A 13697-nucleotide genomic window follows, 5' to 3' on the forward strand; every position below is an offset into this window, starting at 1 on the left:
TCCTCAGTTCGTGGGGGGCGGGGCCAGGACCAGCAGTGCGGTGCCCGGTTCCACCTGGGCACCCGGCCGGGTGAGGATCTCCACGACGATGCCGTCCGCCGGGGCGTGGATCCGGGACTCCATCTTCATCGCCTCCAGTGCGAGAAGAGGCTGACCCGCCGTCACCGTGTCTCCCGCGGCGACGTTCAGCTGCCAGACCGACGCCGCGAACTCGGCCTCCACCAGCCGGCCGCCCGACGGCACCGTCACCTCGGCGGCCGGTGGCGCCGGTTCCGTGGCGGCCTCCGCCCGCGCGAACTCGCCGGCCGCCTCCCAGGCGTCCCGTTCCGCCGAGAAGGCGGCGCCCTGCCGGGTGCGGAACCCGGCGATCGAGTCGGCGTTGTCGGCCAGGAACTTCTCGTACCGCGCAAGGGAGAACTCGCCCTCCTCGATCCGCGGTACGAACCGGCCGGACGCAATGTCCGCGCGGAGCTCCAGGAGTTCGTCCGCCTCCACCGGGTACCACTTGATCCGGTCGAAGAACCTCAGCAGCCACGGTGAGCCGGGCTCGAAAGCGCCGCGCTGCTGCCACCCCGACCACACCTGGGTGGTGCGCCCGACGAACTGGTACCCGCCCGGCCCCTCCATCCCGTAGATGCAGAGATAGGCGCCACCGATGCCGACCGAGTTCTCCGCCGTCCAGGTGCGGGCCGGGTTGTACTTGGTGGTGACCAGGCGGTGCCGGGGGTCGAGCGGGGTGGCGACCGGTGCGCCCAGATAGACATCGCCGAGGCCCAGCACCAGATACTCGGCGTCGAAGACCGTGCGGTACACGTCGTCGACCGAGCCCAGGCCGTTGACCCGGCGGATGAACTCGATGTTCCACGGGCACCAGGGGGCGTCGTCGCGTACCCCCGCCATATATCGGGCGATGGCCTCGCGGGTCGCCGGATCGTCCCAGGACAGCGGCAGATGCACGGTCCGCGACGGCACGGTCAGAGCGTCCGTGGGCGGGAGCGCCGCCTCGGTGGTGCGGAGGAGTTCCAGGAGCCGGTGCTGGGGGAGGAGCTCCGGATCCGTCTGGATCTGGAGCGAGCGGATGCCGGGCGTGAGGCCGGTGATGCCGGGTACGGCCGCCGCGGTCAGCGCCTCCATCAGGGCGTGCACCCGCATCCGCAGGGCCAGATCCAGCTGCATCGGGCCGTACTCGACCAGCACGTTGTCGTCACCGCTGCGGCGGTACGTGACGTCGTCGCTCCGGTACAGGATGCCGCCGTCGACGATGTCCGGGCGCCGCTCGCCGGTGATCGTGACCGGTGTGAAGCGGACCGTGTCGCCGGGGCGCAGCTGGCCCAGCTTCCACCGCTCGCCCGTCACCACGGTCGCCGGGCAGACGAAGCCGCCCAGCGAAGGCCCGTCGGGGCCGAGCAGCACCGGCATGTCTCCCGTGTAGTCGACGGCGCCCACGGAGTACGGCGTGTCATGGATGTTCGAGGGGTGGAGTCCGGCCTCGCCGCCGTCGGTGCGTGCCCAGCGCGGTTTGGGGCCGACCAGCCGGACACCGGTGCGGGCCGAGTTGAAGTGGACCTTCCAGTCGGCGGCGTAGAAGTCGTGGATGTCCTCCTCGGTGAAGAACTCCGGTGCGGCGTGCGGGCCTTCGGCCGCGCCGATGTGCCAGCTGCCACCGATGTGCGGACGGTCGGCGTCCGGTACGGGGGTGCTCGAGGCACGTACCGCGCCGCCGTGCAGGACGTCGCCCGTGCGCAGGGCCCGGCCGCCGTGTCCGCCGAAGCCGCCGAGGGTGAAGGTCGCCGCGCTGCCCAGGAAGCCGGGTACGTCCAGGCCGCCGCCGGCGAAGAGGACGTACGTACGCAGACCGTGTCCGTCCGGTGCGCCGACCGCGAGGGTGGAGCCCGCCGGGACGGTGAAGGGTTCCCACAGGGCGACCGGTTCGCCGTCGACCGAGACGGGGGCGGGTGCGCCTGTGACACAGACGGTGGTCGGGTGGGTGAACCGCAGGGTCGGTCCCTGGAGCGTGCATTCGAGGCCGGGTGCGCCCGCGTCATTGCCGAGCGCGGTGTTGCCGAGCCGGAACGACAGGTCGTCCATCGGGCCCGACGGTGGGACGCCGACCTGCCAGTAGCCCGTGCGGCCGGGCCAGTCCTGCACCGTGGTGAGGGTGCCGCCGGAGACCACCTCGATGCGCGAGGTCGGGTCGGTGACGGTGGCGAGCGTGGCCGTGGAGTGCGCGGCGGTGCGGACCCGGTCGTCGGCCAGAGCGGCCCGCACCAGCCCGAGGTTGGTCTCGATGCCGTCGATCCGGGTGGCGGCGAGTGCCGTGTCCAGCCGTGCGAGGGCCTCGGCGCGGTCGGTGCCGTACGCGACGACCTTCGCCAGCATCGGGTCGTACGACGTCGTGACCTCCGTCCCCGTCTCGACCCAGGTGTCGACACGGACTCCCTCGGGGAACGCGACCCGGGTCAGCAGGCCCGCCCCGGGGCGGTGGTCGCGGGTCGGGTCCTCGGCGTAGACCCGGGCCTCGACGGCATGGCCGCGCGGCGCGTCCGGTTCGCGTACGACATCCGTGTCGCCCTGGGCGAGGCGCAGCATCCACTCGACGAGGTCGACGCCGTAGATCTCCTCGGTGACCGGGTGTTCGACCTGGAGGCGGGTGTTGACCTCCAGGAAGTACGCCTCCGCGCGCGCCGCGTCGTACACGAACTCCACCGTGCCCGCCGAGCGGTAGCCGACCGCCCCGCACAGATCCTGGGCGGACGCGGTCAGTTGCTTGCGGACGTGCGGCGGGAGCCCCGGGGCGGGGGCCTCCTCCAGGACCTTCTGGTTGCGGCGCTGGAGGGAGCAGTCGCGGTCGCCGAAGGTCACCACCCGGCCCCGGCCGTCGCCGAAGACCTGCACCTCGACATGGCGGGCGTCCTCCACGAGGCGTTCGAGGAAGACACCGGCGGAGGAGAAGGACGCGGCGGCGACCCGCTGCACCCGCTCCCAGGCGTCGGTGAGTTCGTCGACGGATCGACAGGCCGACATGCCGATACCGCCGCCACCGCCGGTCGCCTTGAGCATCACGGGATAGCCGATACGGTCGGCCGCCGCCAGCGCCGACGGCAGATCGGGGAGCAGCCCGGTGCCGGGGGCGAGCGGTACGCCCGCGGCCTCGGCGGCCGCGCGAGCGGTGTGCTTCGCGCCGAACAGCTCCAGCTGCTCGGCGGTCGGGCCGACGAAGACGATCCCCGCGTCCTCGCAGCGCCGGGCGAACCCGGCGTCCTCGGAGAGGAAGCCGTAGCCGGGGTGGATGGCTCCGGCCCCGGTGTCCTTGGCGGCCTTCAGGACCAGGTCGGCGTCGAGGTACGACTCCTTGGCGGGCGCGGGTCCGAGCCGTACCGCCGTGTCGGCGAGGCGGACATGGGGCGCTGAGCGGTCGGGGTCCGAGAAGACCGCGACCGTACGGAGACCGAGCCGGCGGGCGGTGCGGATGATCCGTACCGCGATCTCGCCCCGGTTGGCCACCAGCAGTGTGTCGAAATTCGTCATGCGGTGGCCTCGCCGATGGTGGCTTCGACGGCCGTCGGGTCGAAGCCGTTGCAGGGGTTGTTGATCTGGGGGCAGTTGGAGACCAGGACCAGGACGTCCCGTTCGGCGCGCAGGGTGACCCGCAGACCGGGGGCGGAGATGCCGTCGACGATGCCGAGCGTGCCGTCCTTCTCCACGGGGACGTTCATGTACCAGTTGATGTTGGAGACCAGATCGCGCTTGCCGAGCCCGTGCCGGGCGCCCTCCGCGAGGAAGTTGTCCACACAGGCGTGCTGCGACCAGGTGTGGTGCCCGTAGCGCAGGGTGTTGGACTCTTTGGAGCAGGCGCCGCCGACCGTGTCGTGGCGGCCGCAGGTGTCCTCGGTGACCGTCATCAGCGGGGTGTGCTCGTTGGACAGCAGCACGCTGCCGGTGGTGAGGAAGATGCTGCCCTGTGCGTGGACGGTGTCCGGGGCGCTGTAGCGGACAGTGGTGTCCTGGGCGTCGTACACCAGGAAGTCCACGGCCTGGTTGCCGTGCAGATCGGTCAGCGTGAGCTGTTCGCCGGCGCGGACAACGGCGGACCAGGCGGCCCGCGCGGGGATCACGTCGGAGCTGCGGACGGTGCTGGTGACACTGGTGGCGACGGTCATGCGAGCCCCCTGGCGGTGAGGAAGTCTTGCGTGTTGAGGAAGGCCCGGCGGCCCTCCGGTGCGGCGTCCCAGAGCGGGTCCCCGGGCGCAGTCGGCCGGGCGCGCCAGGCCAGCACCTCCAGCGGGGTGCAGACGTAGTCGGGGCGTGGGTCCAGCGGATGCGGGACGTTGGCGATGAGCACGGTCAGGTCCTGCTCGGCGCGGAGCGTCACCGACGCGCCGGGTCCGGCGGAGCCGGTGAAGTCCAGGGCGCCGTCCTCACGTACCTCGACACCCTGGAAGAAGGAGAGCGACGGCGGCAGATCGCGCGGCCCGAGCCCGTTCTTCGCGGCAGCGAGCTTCAGCAGCTCCCGGCCGGCCGGGGACGGCGACTGCGGGGTGCCGTCCCCGTACCGCGCGGTGTTGCGTACGAGGGTCGACGTGCCGCACAGGGCATCGTGTCGGCCCGAGCTGTCGGCGACCACCGAGGCGAGGACCCGCCCCTGGTCGGAGAGGAGCAGCCGGTCGGCGCCCAGGTAGGCGTTCCACTGGACCTTGACGGTGTCCGCGGAGTTGAGCCGCTCCCAGGGGCGCCCGTCCACGTACAGCAGCAGATGGGCGCAGGCGTCGCCCGCGAGATCGGTGAGCCGGAGCTCGGTGCCGCGGGCGAGTACCCGGTGGGTGTAGTTGCCCCCTGCCACGGTCTCGGCCCAGACCGGTGTGCCGGGGACGGCCGCGGGCCAGTCGCTCGCGGGCACCACCGGCATGGTTCCGGTACGGGTGCCGTGCTGGGCGCGGGCATGGTCCCGGGCTCCGTGTGTCGTCGCTGTCGCCATGGCTGGCCCCTCCGGCTCGACGTGCCTGTGTCGATCGCGCACTGCGGTCGCGCGCCTCTGTGGTGCAATTCCGTCGTGCATTTCTGTCGCGTGACAGAAATTAGGACGCGGGCGAGTCGGGGCCATTGCCCGTCCGTTGCACGGGAGTTACCGAGTGCTCACCAAGATCCGGCCGGGCACGGATGTGCGACGATCGGCCCATGTCCACCACCGGGAGACGGGTCGGCCGGCCGCGCGCCCAGCAGCGCGCGGACAGCGGACTGTCCGCGCGCGAAGAACTGCTGACTGCCGCCGCCGAGCTGTTCACCACCCGCGGATACGCGGCGACCACCACCCGGGCCGTCGCGGAACGGGCCGGCATGCGGCAGGCGACGATGTACCACTACGTCGCGGGCAAGGAGGACCTCCTGGCAGAGCTCCTGGGATCCACGGTCACTCCGTCGTTGGCGCTGGCCGGGAAGCTGCTCGCCGACGATGCGACGGCCGCCGAGGACCGGCTGTGGGAGCTCTGTCGCTCCGACGTGGCGCTGCTGTGCGGCGGGCCGTACAACCTGGGCGCCCTGTACGTACTGCCCGAGGTGCGGGCCGAGCGATTCGACGGCTTCAACAGGGTGCGGGACGAGCTCAAGGAGGCGTACGGGACGCTGCTGGCGGCGACCCGTGCGGGGGCCGCGCTGGACGAGGGGGAACTGGCGCTCCGTACCGATCTGGTCTTCGGGCTCATCGAGGGCGTGATCCTGGTCCGGCGCTCGGGGCCGGAACGACCGGTGGCCGCGTTCGCGGCGGCGACGGCGGATGCGGCGTTGAGAATTGTGGGGACGCGGCCCGACTGACGGGCCCGCCCGCCCGGCCAGGGGGCGTGTGCCTTCGGGGCCGGACCGTGCCTCGGCCGGCATGCGCGGTGCGGACGGGGCGCGCCTGGGCCGGCCCGCTCGGTGCGGACCGGCCCGGGGCTTTCCGTCCTCCGTTCCTCCCGGCGGCGATCCGCCGGGCAGGTGCTAGGTCCGACTGCTCTTCATCGAGGCACCGACGCATACCAGCCCGAGCAGCAGCGCCAGACCGCCGATGACGACGTTGTTGATGATGACGCCCATGTCGGGGCTGCTGCCGACGATCCACGGCGACAGGATCATCCAGATGCCCATGGCGCAGATGGCCCAGCTCAGGCCGTACATCCGGGCCGGCATCACGGTGAACCCGAGTCCCAGCACCGCGATCGCGATCCCCATGATCAGGTTGTGCTGCACGAGTGTGGGCTGGCTCGCGGTGAAGTGGAGCACCCAGGGCGAGATGGCGCAGTAGAGGCCGACGAGGAACACCGGCCCGTCCACGAGTGCCACATCGCGACCGCCGAGCATGCGGGCATAGCGTTCCCGCATTTCGGAAACATCCGGGTGACTGGTTATGTCAGCGCGGGTGTGTGAGACGTTGGACATGAGAGTCGTCTCCTTCGATCCTGCAGGCCCGACCGCGGAGGGTGAAGTGCGGTAGGCGCCTCCTCCGACCATTCTGCGCTTACATGGGCCTTATGTGCATGTTTCGGCCCCTAGGAACTGTGCGAATCCAGGCCACGGGCCAGGGCCGTCAGCTCTGCCGTTCGCAGGACCCGGCCCTCGTACCCCGGCAGCGGGACATGCAGCGGCTCCGTCCAGCGCGACGGGATCGCATCCCTCCCGTGCACCGCCCCGGCCAGGCCGCCGGTGACAGCCGCGACCGTGTCGGTGTCCCCGCCCACGTCGATGGCGGCCGCCAACGCGGCCTGGAAGGTACGTGTCGTACGCAGCGCCCAGACAGCGGTGCCCAGACACGGCCACACCGCCCCGTTGAACTCCGTCGCCAGGCCGGGGTGCCAGTCGGGCGCGAGGACCGTCGCCCAGCGTTCGCGCTGGTCGTCGTGTACGGCGGCGAGGGCGCCCGGGAGGGCGGTGAGCGGGTCGTCGCCGTTCAGTGCCACCCGGATCAGGTCATGGAGGACGGCGGTGCCCTCCCAGGCGGCCCGGTCGCCGTGCGTCAGTGCCGCGATCCGGCGGGCGGCGTCCATTGTCGCCGCCCGCGCCGCCGGCTCCGGGCCGTCGGCGCGGGCGAAGTACACGGCAGAGGTCGCCGCCCGCATGAGCGAACCGTTGCCCGCCGCACGCCCGTCGACCTGGAAGTGGAGTGCGGCGGCCAGGTCCCAGGGATCGCCGCTCGTCAGGACGTACTCGGTCTGCAGGCCGATGTCCTTCGGCTCACCCGCCGCCCACCGCCGGAACCTGCCGAACATGTCGGCGAGGTCGAGCCCGTCCCGCTCCAGCAGGGACTCGCCGACCAGGACAGCCATCTGGGTGTCGTCCGTCGCCTCGCCCGGATCCCAGCCGCCGCCCCCGCACATCGCGCCGACGCCCTCCGGGAACCGGGCCGTGTACACGCCGGCGGGACCGAACTCGAACGGCGCCCCGAGCGCGTCCCCGACCGCCGATCCGACGACGGCGCCCACCGCCCGGCCCTGCCTGCTCCCCTGATCCATGGGGTCAGCGTAGGGAGACCGAGCTGCTCCGGTACACCCGATATGCCGCGCCCACCAGGACCGTCGCGGTCAGGAACAGGACCGTGAACCACTGGAAGTACCAGTGCCCGCCCGCAGGGTCGTACACCGCGGCCCGCGGCCAGGCCAGATTGACGGTCATCACCAGCCCGTACAGCAGCGCGAGCGCGTTGACGGCAATGCCCCACCGGCCCAGCGAGAACAGCGGCCGGCCCGTCTCGTCCACGGCGTCCGTCCGCGCGGCGTACGTACCGCGCAGCCGGCGGACCAGCAGCGGACCCGTCACCAGCGAGTACGCGAGGTACAGCATCACTATGCAGGTGGTGCCGATCGCCAGGAACGCGTCGGGCGAGGCGAAGTTGAGCAGCAGCAGGACCGCCGAGAGCACGCCCACGACGACCGCCGGGGCTGTCGGCATACCGGTACGCGCGTTGACCTTCGCCAGCGGACCGGAGCACGGCAGCCGGCCGTCGCGAGCCATCGAGAACAGCATCCGGCAGGCCGCCGTCTGCACGGCGAGGGTCGCCACGGCGATGGCGATCACCACGTCCACCAGGAGCACCCGGCCGACTCCGTCGCCGAGACTGCTGGTCAGCACGTAACTCATGCCGTCGACCGCGAGATGACCGTCGGTCAGGCTGGGCGCCGCCAACAACCCGCCCAGCACCAGCAGCCCGCCGAGCAGACCGGCCGCGCCCAGGGCGGAGAGGATGGTGCGCGGTGCGGTACGGCGCGGGTCGCGGGTCTCCTCGCTCATCTCGCCCGCGCTGTCGAAGCCGATCATGACGTACGCGGCCGTGAACGAACCCACCAGCAGCGCGCCGAACACGCCCGTCCCGGCGCCACCGGTATGGAAGGTGACGGACGGGGTGCGTTCCGAGTGGGTGAGGAGCAGCACCACGATCAGCACGGCGCCGATGATCTCGGCGGTGACACCGACCCGGTTGATGAGCGACATGACGCGGTTGTCGACGATGTTCACCAGCGTGGTGAGGACCAGCAGGATGGTGCCGAGCAGCGCCGCGTTCATGGCACCCGTCGGGGACAGCGGTGCGGGGTCGCCGCCGATCAGCTGGAACCCCGACCAGATGGGCGGCATCACCATCTGCAGGGCCAGCGCGGCTGCGGCGACCACCACGATCTGGCCGATGACCATGATCCAGCCCGCGAACCAGCCGAAGGTCGGGTTGGACAGCCGCGACGACCACTGATAGATCGCGCCGGATATCGGGTAGCGAGCGGCGAGTTCGGCGAAGCAGGCGGCGACCAGCAGTTGGCCGATCAGCACCGCGGGCCACGCCCAGAAGAAGACCGGGCCGCCGAAGGAGTAGCCGACGGCGAAGAACTGGAACACCGTCGTCAGCACCGAGATGAACGAGAAGCCCGCGGCGAACGAGGCGTAGCGGCCGAGGCTGCGGTGGAGCTCCTGGCGGTAGCCGAACTCCTGCAGGGGAGAGCCGGATTCGGCGGGGACGGGTGGATCGGGAAGTACGTCGGTGGGGGCGGTGACGGACATGGCAGCACCTGCTCTCAGGGCGGGGAGGTGAAGGGAGGGTGTTCAGGAACGAGGGGCGTGGCGTGCTTCCTGGCCGAACGAGGAGAGGGGCAGGGCGCCCGCGGGCAGCGTCGTCTCGCCGTCGGCCAGTCGTCGCCCGAGGTAGCCGAAGGTCTGGACGGTCTGCGCGTAGAGGTGCTCGCCGGCGACGACACCGGGGCGCGCGGGCCTGCCGGGACCGGTGAAGGCGGGCAGCGGGGCGATGGGGGTGTCGTAGTCGACTGTGCAGAACAGCGGGAAGGAGTAGCGCTCCTCGGTGACCTTGCGAACCCGATGGGAGGTGGCGGCGAACTCGCCGTTGGTCCAGAGCTCCAGCAGGTCACCGGTGTTGACGACGAAGCAGTCGTCCAGCGGCGGTGCGTCGATCCACTCGCCGGCGCCGTTCATCACCTCCAGGCCGGGGGCGGTGGGGCGCAGCAGGGTGAAGCATTCGTAGTCGGTGTGGGCGCCGATGCCGGGGCGGTCCTCCGCCGTCGGGTCGTACGGGTAGTGGATCAGCCGGAGCTGGCTGGTGGGTCGGGTGAGATACGGGGCGAACGCGTCCCGGGGCAGACCGAGCGCCTCGGCGAAACCGCCGAACAGGGTGTGGCCCAGGGCGAGGACGGCGTCGTACCAGGCGGTGACCGGCTCACGGAACCCGGACAGTGCCGGCCACTGATTGGGGCCGAGCAACGGACCGGTGGCGTCGGGGAGTTCGAGGGAGAGGTCGAAGGCCTCCTTGCGGTCGGCGGTGGCGCCGGCGAAGACTTCCTCGCCCTCGGGGACGTAACCGCGATGGTTGGACGACTTCCCGATCCAGCAGGCCATCTTCTCCTCGACGGGCCTGGCGAAGAACGCCTTCGCGGCGTCGAGCAGCCGGTCGAAGAGCGCGGGGTCGATGCCGTGCCCCGAGAGGTAGAGGAAGCCGGTGTCACGGGCGGCGCGTCCCAACTCGGCCACGGCGTAGGCGCGTTCTTCGAGGCGACCGGTGCGCAGGGCCGTGATGTCCACGACCGGGAGCTCGGTGAAGGAGGTCGGGGACATCAGCGGAGGCCTTCCGGTGCGGGCGCGGACGCGGCGAGGGCAGTGGTTCCGGTGGAGTGGAGCGCGGCAAGGAGTCCCTCGGCGGCGGTGATCTCGAAGGCCCGGGTGTACGGGGTGCCGTCGGGCCGTGCGTCGTTCACCAGCAGTCCCGCGCAGCCGTCGAGCGCCGGGTCCGGTGCGGCGCCCACACGGTGGGGCAGCGTCGAACGCTCGACGGTCCACCGGCCGTGCTCGATCCGCCCGAGGGAGAGCTCGAAGTCGAGGAGGGCACGCGCCCGGCCGATGTCGGCGGCGCCGCGTACCAGTTCGGGCAGCGAGGCATCGGCGGGCAGCGGTTCGGCGCGATCGCGCACCTGGGCGAACCGGTCGCCGGCCCGGACCAGCAGGCCCGTGCAGCCGGTCTCCGGATCGAACAGCTCGACGGCGGCGGACGGCCCGGCGGTGCGCACCGGGCGCCAGTGTTCGAGGTACGCGACGTGCACGCCCGTCTCGACGAGCACGGCGCCCTCGCGGCGCAGCCGCCCGGCGTCCGGGAGTCCGACGGGGCCGAAGTCGAGGGTGCGGGCCCAGTGGAACACGTCGGAGCGCTGCCGCAGCCGCCCCGCGAAGGCCTCCTGGCGGGTGAGTGCGAGAAGCTCCTCGAAGCGGAGCCCGGACAGGGAGGTGACGCCGGGGTGGCGGGGGTGGTTCGCGGGCTGCCGCAGATCCGCGTACCGGGCAGGGCCCTGCACCCAGGTCACTGCCGTGGTGGTGTCCCGGCGCCCGTCCGCGTCGACGAGCAGCGAACGGTGCCAGACACCGGTCAGTTCGGGGACGGACGGCGGGAGGGGGTGCGGCTTCGCGGACATGGCGGCCCCTTGCGGCGCAGCGGCCGGAGCCGCATTCCTGTCGGATGACAGAAATTAGGGAGAGCCTGTTTCCGCTGAATGACACGGCCGTGTCCGTGCGGCGCCGAAGTGCTCACTGCGGTCGGGCACGGCAGAGACCGGCCGGGGCGGTGACGCAGCCCCGGCCGGTCGGTGGTGACCCTGTGACGCTACTGCGGGGGCATCAGGACGGTGTCGACGATGTACACCGTGGCGTTGGCGGTCGGGACATTGCCGCAGACGACCTTCGAGGTGTCGTTCACCGTGTAGGCCATGTCCGAGCCGGAGGTCGTCAGCTCGCTCTTGGCCAGCGTGGCGAAGGAGCCCTTGTCCAGCTGTCGCGGCGCCAGCTTCTGACCCACCACGTGATACGTCAGGACCTTGGTGAGCTGCTCCTTGTCCGCCAGCAGCTTGTCCAGGTCGGCCTGCGGGATCTTGGCGAACGCGTCATTGGTCGGGGCGAACACGGTGACGTTCTGCGCGTTGTTCAGGGTGTCGACCAGACCGGCCTTCTTGACCGCGGTGACCAGGGTCGAGAGCGCCGGGTTGTGCGAGGCTGCCGTGGCGACCGGGTCCTTCGCCATACCCGCGAAGCTGCCCGCACCGTCCTTGGGCACGGACGAACAGGCCGGTCCGAACGGCTCGTTCATATCCATCGACTCGCTCACAGCGGCCGACGGCGATGTCTTGGCCGCGCTCGCGGTGGAGCCGGACGAGGCGTCCTTGGAGTCGCTGGAGCAGGCTGTCAGGGCCAGCGGCAGAAGCGCGGCGGCGGAGACGGCAACGGCGGCACGGCGAAGGTGCAGAGGGGTCATGTGATTCTCCTGAAGCGAGATGCGCGAGGCGCGCGAGACGGTTGAGAACGAAGGAGCGAATGAAGGTGCGTGTGGGGGGTGTTCGGGTCAGGACACGTCGACCACCACCGAGTGCCAGCCGGTCGCACCGTCCGGGACGGTGCCGACGCGTTCGCCGGTCTGGGTGGCCCCGGTCCCGTCGGTCGCACGGACCTCCAGCGTGTGATGGCCGGAGGTGGCCGGCCACTCCCACACCCACTGGCGCCAGGTGTCCCGGTTGTCCTGTGCCGCGAGCCGGGCCGGATGCCACGCACCGCCGTCGACTCGGACCTCCACCCGGGAGATCCCTCGGTGCTGGGCCCAGGCCACCCCGGCGACGGGCACGATGCCGGGCTTCGGTGAGGCGAACGGACGCGGTGTGTCGATCCGGGACTCCGTCTTGACGGGCGCCTGCCGGGACCAGCCGCGCCTGACCCAGTAGGCGTCGTACGAGGCGAACGTCGTCAGCTCGATGTCTTTGATCCACTTGCAGGCCGAGACGTACCCGTACAGTCCCGGCACCACCATGCGGACCGGGAAGCCGTGCGCGAACGGCAGGGGTTCGCCGTTCATGCCGAGGGCGAGGATCGCGTCGCGTCCGTCCATGACCGTCTCGACCGGTGTGCCGATCGTCATGCCGTCGACGGAACGCGCCACGATCTGGTCGGCGGGACCGCCCCGCGAAGGCGGTTTCACCCCGGCCTCACGCAGCAGATCGGCCAGCCGCACACCGATCCACCGGGCATTGCCCACGTACGGGCCGCCGACCTCGTTGGAGACGCATGCCAGGGTGATGTCGCGCTCGATGATCTCCCGCCCCAGCAGGTCCTGGAAGCTGACCGTGAGAGGGCGGGCGACTCCCTTGCCGTGGATCCGCAGCCGCCACGAACCGGCGTCGACGCGCGGCACGACCAGGGCGGTGTCCACCCGGTAGAAGCTCTTGTTCGGAGTGATGAACGAGCTCAGCCCGCGAATCCGCAGGTCCGCCCCGGGCGGCACGGCGGGGGCCGGGGACTCGGGTACCGGGAGGACGAGGTCATGCCGTGAGGCGGCGGCGCCCGCCTGGACGGAGGACGTCAGCCGCCGCCCCAGGAACCCCGCACCGGCCGAGGCCGCCGCCACAGCGGTCGCCGCGATCACGAAACCGCGCCGGTCGAAGGCGCCGTCCCCCTGCCCGTCCCTCGCTCCAGCCGCGGGAGAGGGACGGAGCACCGGGCCGAGCCGTCCGGCCAGGAGATACAGCACTCCCGCGGCCACCACGGCACCCACCACCGAGGGCAGGGCATCGGCAGGGCTGCCTTCCGGCCGCCCCACCGCCGCCACCGCCCCGACCACACCGAAGACCAGAACGGCCGCCGAGCCGAGCAACCGGTGCCGCGACGCCAGGATCCCGACGGCCACGGCGAATACCGCCAGCAGCGCCAGGATGCCCAGTTGGAGCACCAGTTTGTCGGCGGTGCCGAAGTGCCGTACGGCGAAGTCCTTCACGGCCGGGGGAGTGCGGTCGATGACCGCCCCGCCCACCGCCGCGACCGGACCCGCCTCCGGACGTACGACAGCCGAGGCCAGTTCGGCCACGGCCAGGGCGCAGAACCCGGCGATCAGACCGCTGAGCCCGGCGAAACCGGCACGTGTCCAGCGGGACCGCCGGGAGCCGGTGGCCCCGTGCTCCTGCACATCGTTCTGTTCTTCGCTCACATCTGGGGTTCGTCACCGGACGGCCCGCGGATTGGTCCGTCACCCGATCGGAGGAGAAGCGGTCCTCGACCAATCCCTCACGGCGCCGGCCACGAATCACCTTCGAGGGGCCCTGCGAGAGGGCCCGTTCGGCGCACACCGGGCTCCGCCCGGCAGGGGCCGGCACCCGCCGACCCTGATCAGCGGAGTCTTCCGCCGGCCGCCGTGGGGGCGCTGAGCAGCC

The 13697-nt window shown here is 71.6% G+C and carries 11 protein-coding genes; 1 reads left to right on the forward strand and 10 read right to left on the reverse strand.

Annotation, left to right across the window (positions count from 1 at the left end; translation table 11 throughout):
• Positions 1 to 3 precede the first annotated feature (3 nt).
• From OHA03_RS25405 to OHA03_RS25415, 3 genes are read right to left on the reverse strand one after another with little or no spacing between them, the layout of a single operon-like run.
• Complete coding sequence (locus OHA03_RS25405) at positions 4 to 3528, reverse strand: 5-oxoprolinase/urea amidolyase family protein (RefSeq protein ID WP_267006080.1); 3525 nt, start codon at positions 3526 to 3528, stop codon at positions 4 to 6.
• On the reverse strand, positions 3525 to 4160 hold the full coding sequence (locus OHA03_RS25410) for an urea amidolyase associated protein UAAP2 (RefSeq protein ID WP_267006081.1): 636 nt from the start codon (positions 4158 to 4160) through the stop codon (positions 3525 to 3527). The genes OHA03_RS25405 and OHA03_RS25410 overlap by 4 nt, the downstream gene beginning before the upstream one ends.
• Complete coding sequence (locus OHA03_RS25415; protein WP_267006082.1) at positions 4157 to 4975, reverse strand: urea amidolyase associated protein UAAP1; 819 nt, start codon at positions 4973 to 4975, stop codon at positions 4157 to 4159. Before OHA03_RS25415 ends, OHA03_RS25410 begins: the two co-directional genes overlap by 4 nt.
• A 200-nt stretch (positions 4976 to 5175) precedes the next feature.
• Here OHA03_RS25415 and OHA03_RS25420 point away from each other — a divergent pair, with 200 nt between their 5' ends.
• Entirely contained in the window at positions 5176 to 5808 is a 633-nt protein-coding gene (locus OHA03_RS25420; protein ID WP_267006083.1) for a TetR/AcrR family transcriptional regulator, read from the forward strand.
• 165 nt (positions 5809 to 5973) lie between these two features.
• On the opposite strand, the gene OHA03_RS25425 is transcribed toward OHA03_RS25420, so the two are convergent.
• The 7 genes from OHA03_RS25425 to OHA03_RS25455 form a co-directional block, all read right to left on the reverse strand.
• Positions 5974 to 6411: an SPW repeat protein gene (locus tag OHA03_RS25425; RefSeq protein ID WP_267006084.1), complete on the reverse strand. Its 438-nt coding sequence runs from the start codon at positions 6409 to 6411 to the stop codon at positions 5974 to 5976.
• A gap of 110 nt (positions 6412 to 6521) precedes the next feature.
• Positions 6522 to 7481 (reverse strand): ADP-ribosylglycohydrolase family protein, encoded by a 960-nt coding sequence (locus tag OHA03_RS25430; RefSeq protein ID WP_267006085.1) that lies wholly within the window; start codon positions 7479 to 7481, stop codon positions 6522 to 6524.
• A gap of 4 nt (positions 7482 to 7485) precedes the next feature.
• A complete protein-coding gene (locus tag OHA03_RS25435; RefSeq protein ID WP_267006086.1) occupies positions 7486 to 9015 on the reverse strand; it encodes an amino acid permease in 1530 nt (509 codons plus the stop codon).
• 42 nt (positions 9016 to 9057) lie between these two features.
• Positions 9058 to 10077, reverse strand: coding sequence for an isopenicillin N synthase family oxygenase (locus OHA03_RS25440; RefSeq protein WP_267006087.1), 1020 nt, complete (start codon positions 10075 to 10077; stop codon positions 9058 to 9060).
• A complete protein-coding gene (locus tag OHA03_RS25445; protein ID WP_267006088.1) occupies positions 10077 to 10925 on the reverse strand; it encodes a hypothetical protein in 849 nt (282 codons plus the stop codon). The genes OHA03_RS25440 and OHA03_RS25445 overlap by 1 nt, the downstream gene beginning before the upstream one ends.
• A 188-nt stretch (positions 10926 to 11113) precedes the next feature.
• Entirely contained in the window at positions 11114 to 11758 is a 645-nt protein-coding gene (locus OHA03_RS25450; protein ID WP_267006089.1) for a fasciclin domain-containing protein, read from the reverse strand.
• Positions 11759 to 11845: 87 nt separating this feature from the next.
• Positions 11846 to 13381 carry a molybdopterin-dependent oxidoreductase gene (locus OHA03_RS25455; RefSeq protein WP_267008154.1) on the reverse strand — a complete coding sequence of 512 codons (1536 nt, stop codon included), beginning with the start codon at positions 13379 to 13381 and terminating at the stop codon, positions 11846 to 11848.
• Positions 13382 to 13697 lie beyond the last annotated feature (316 nt).

This window comes from Streptomyces sp. NBC_00154, assembly GCF_026342835.1.
Lineage (GTDB): Bacteria > Actinomycetota > Actinomycetes > Streptomycetales > Streptomycetaceae > Streptomyces.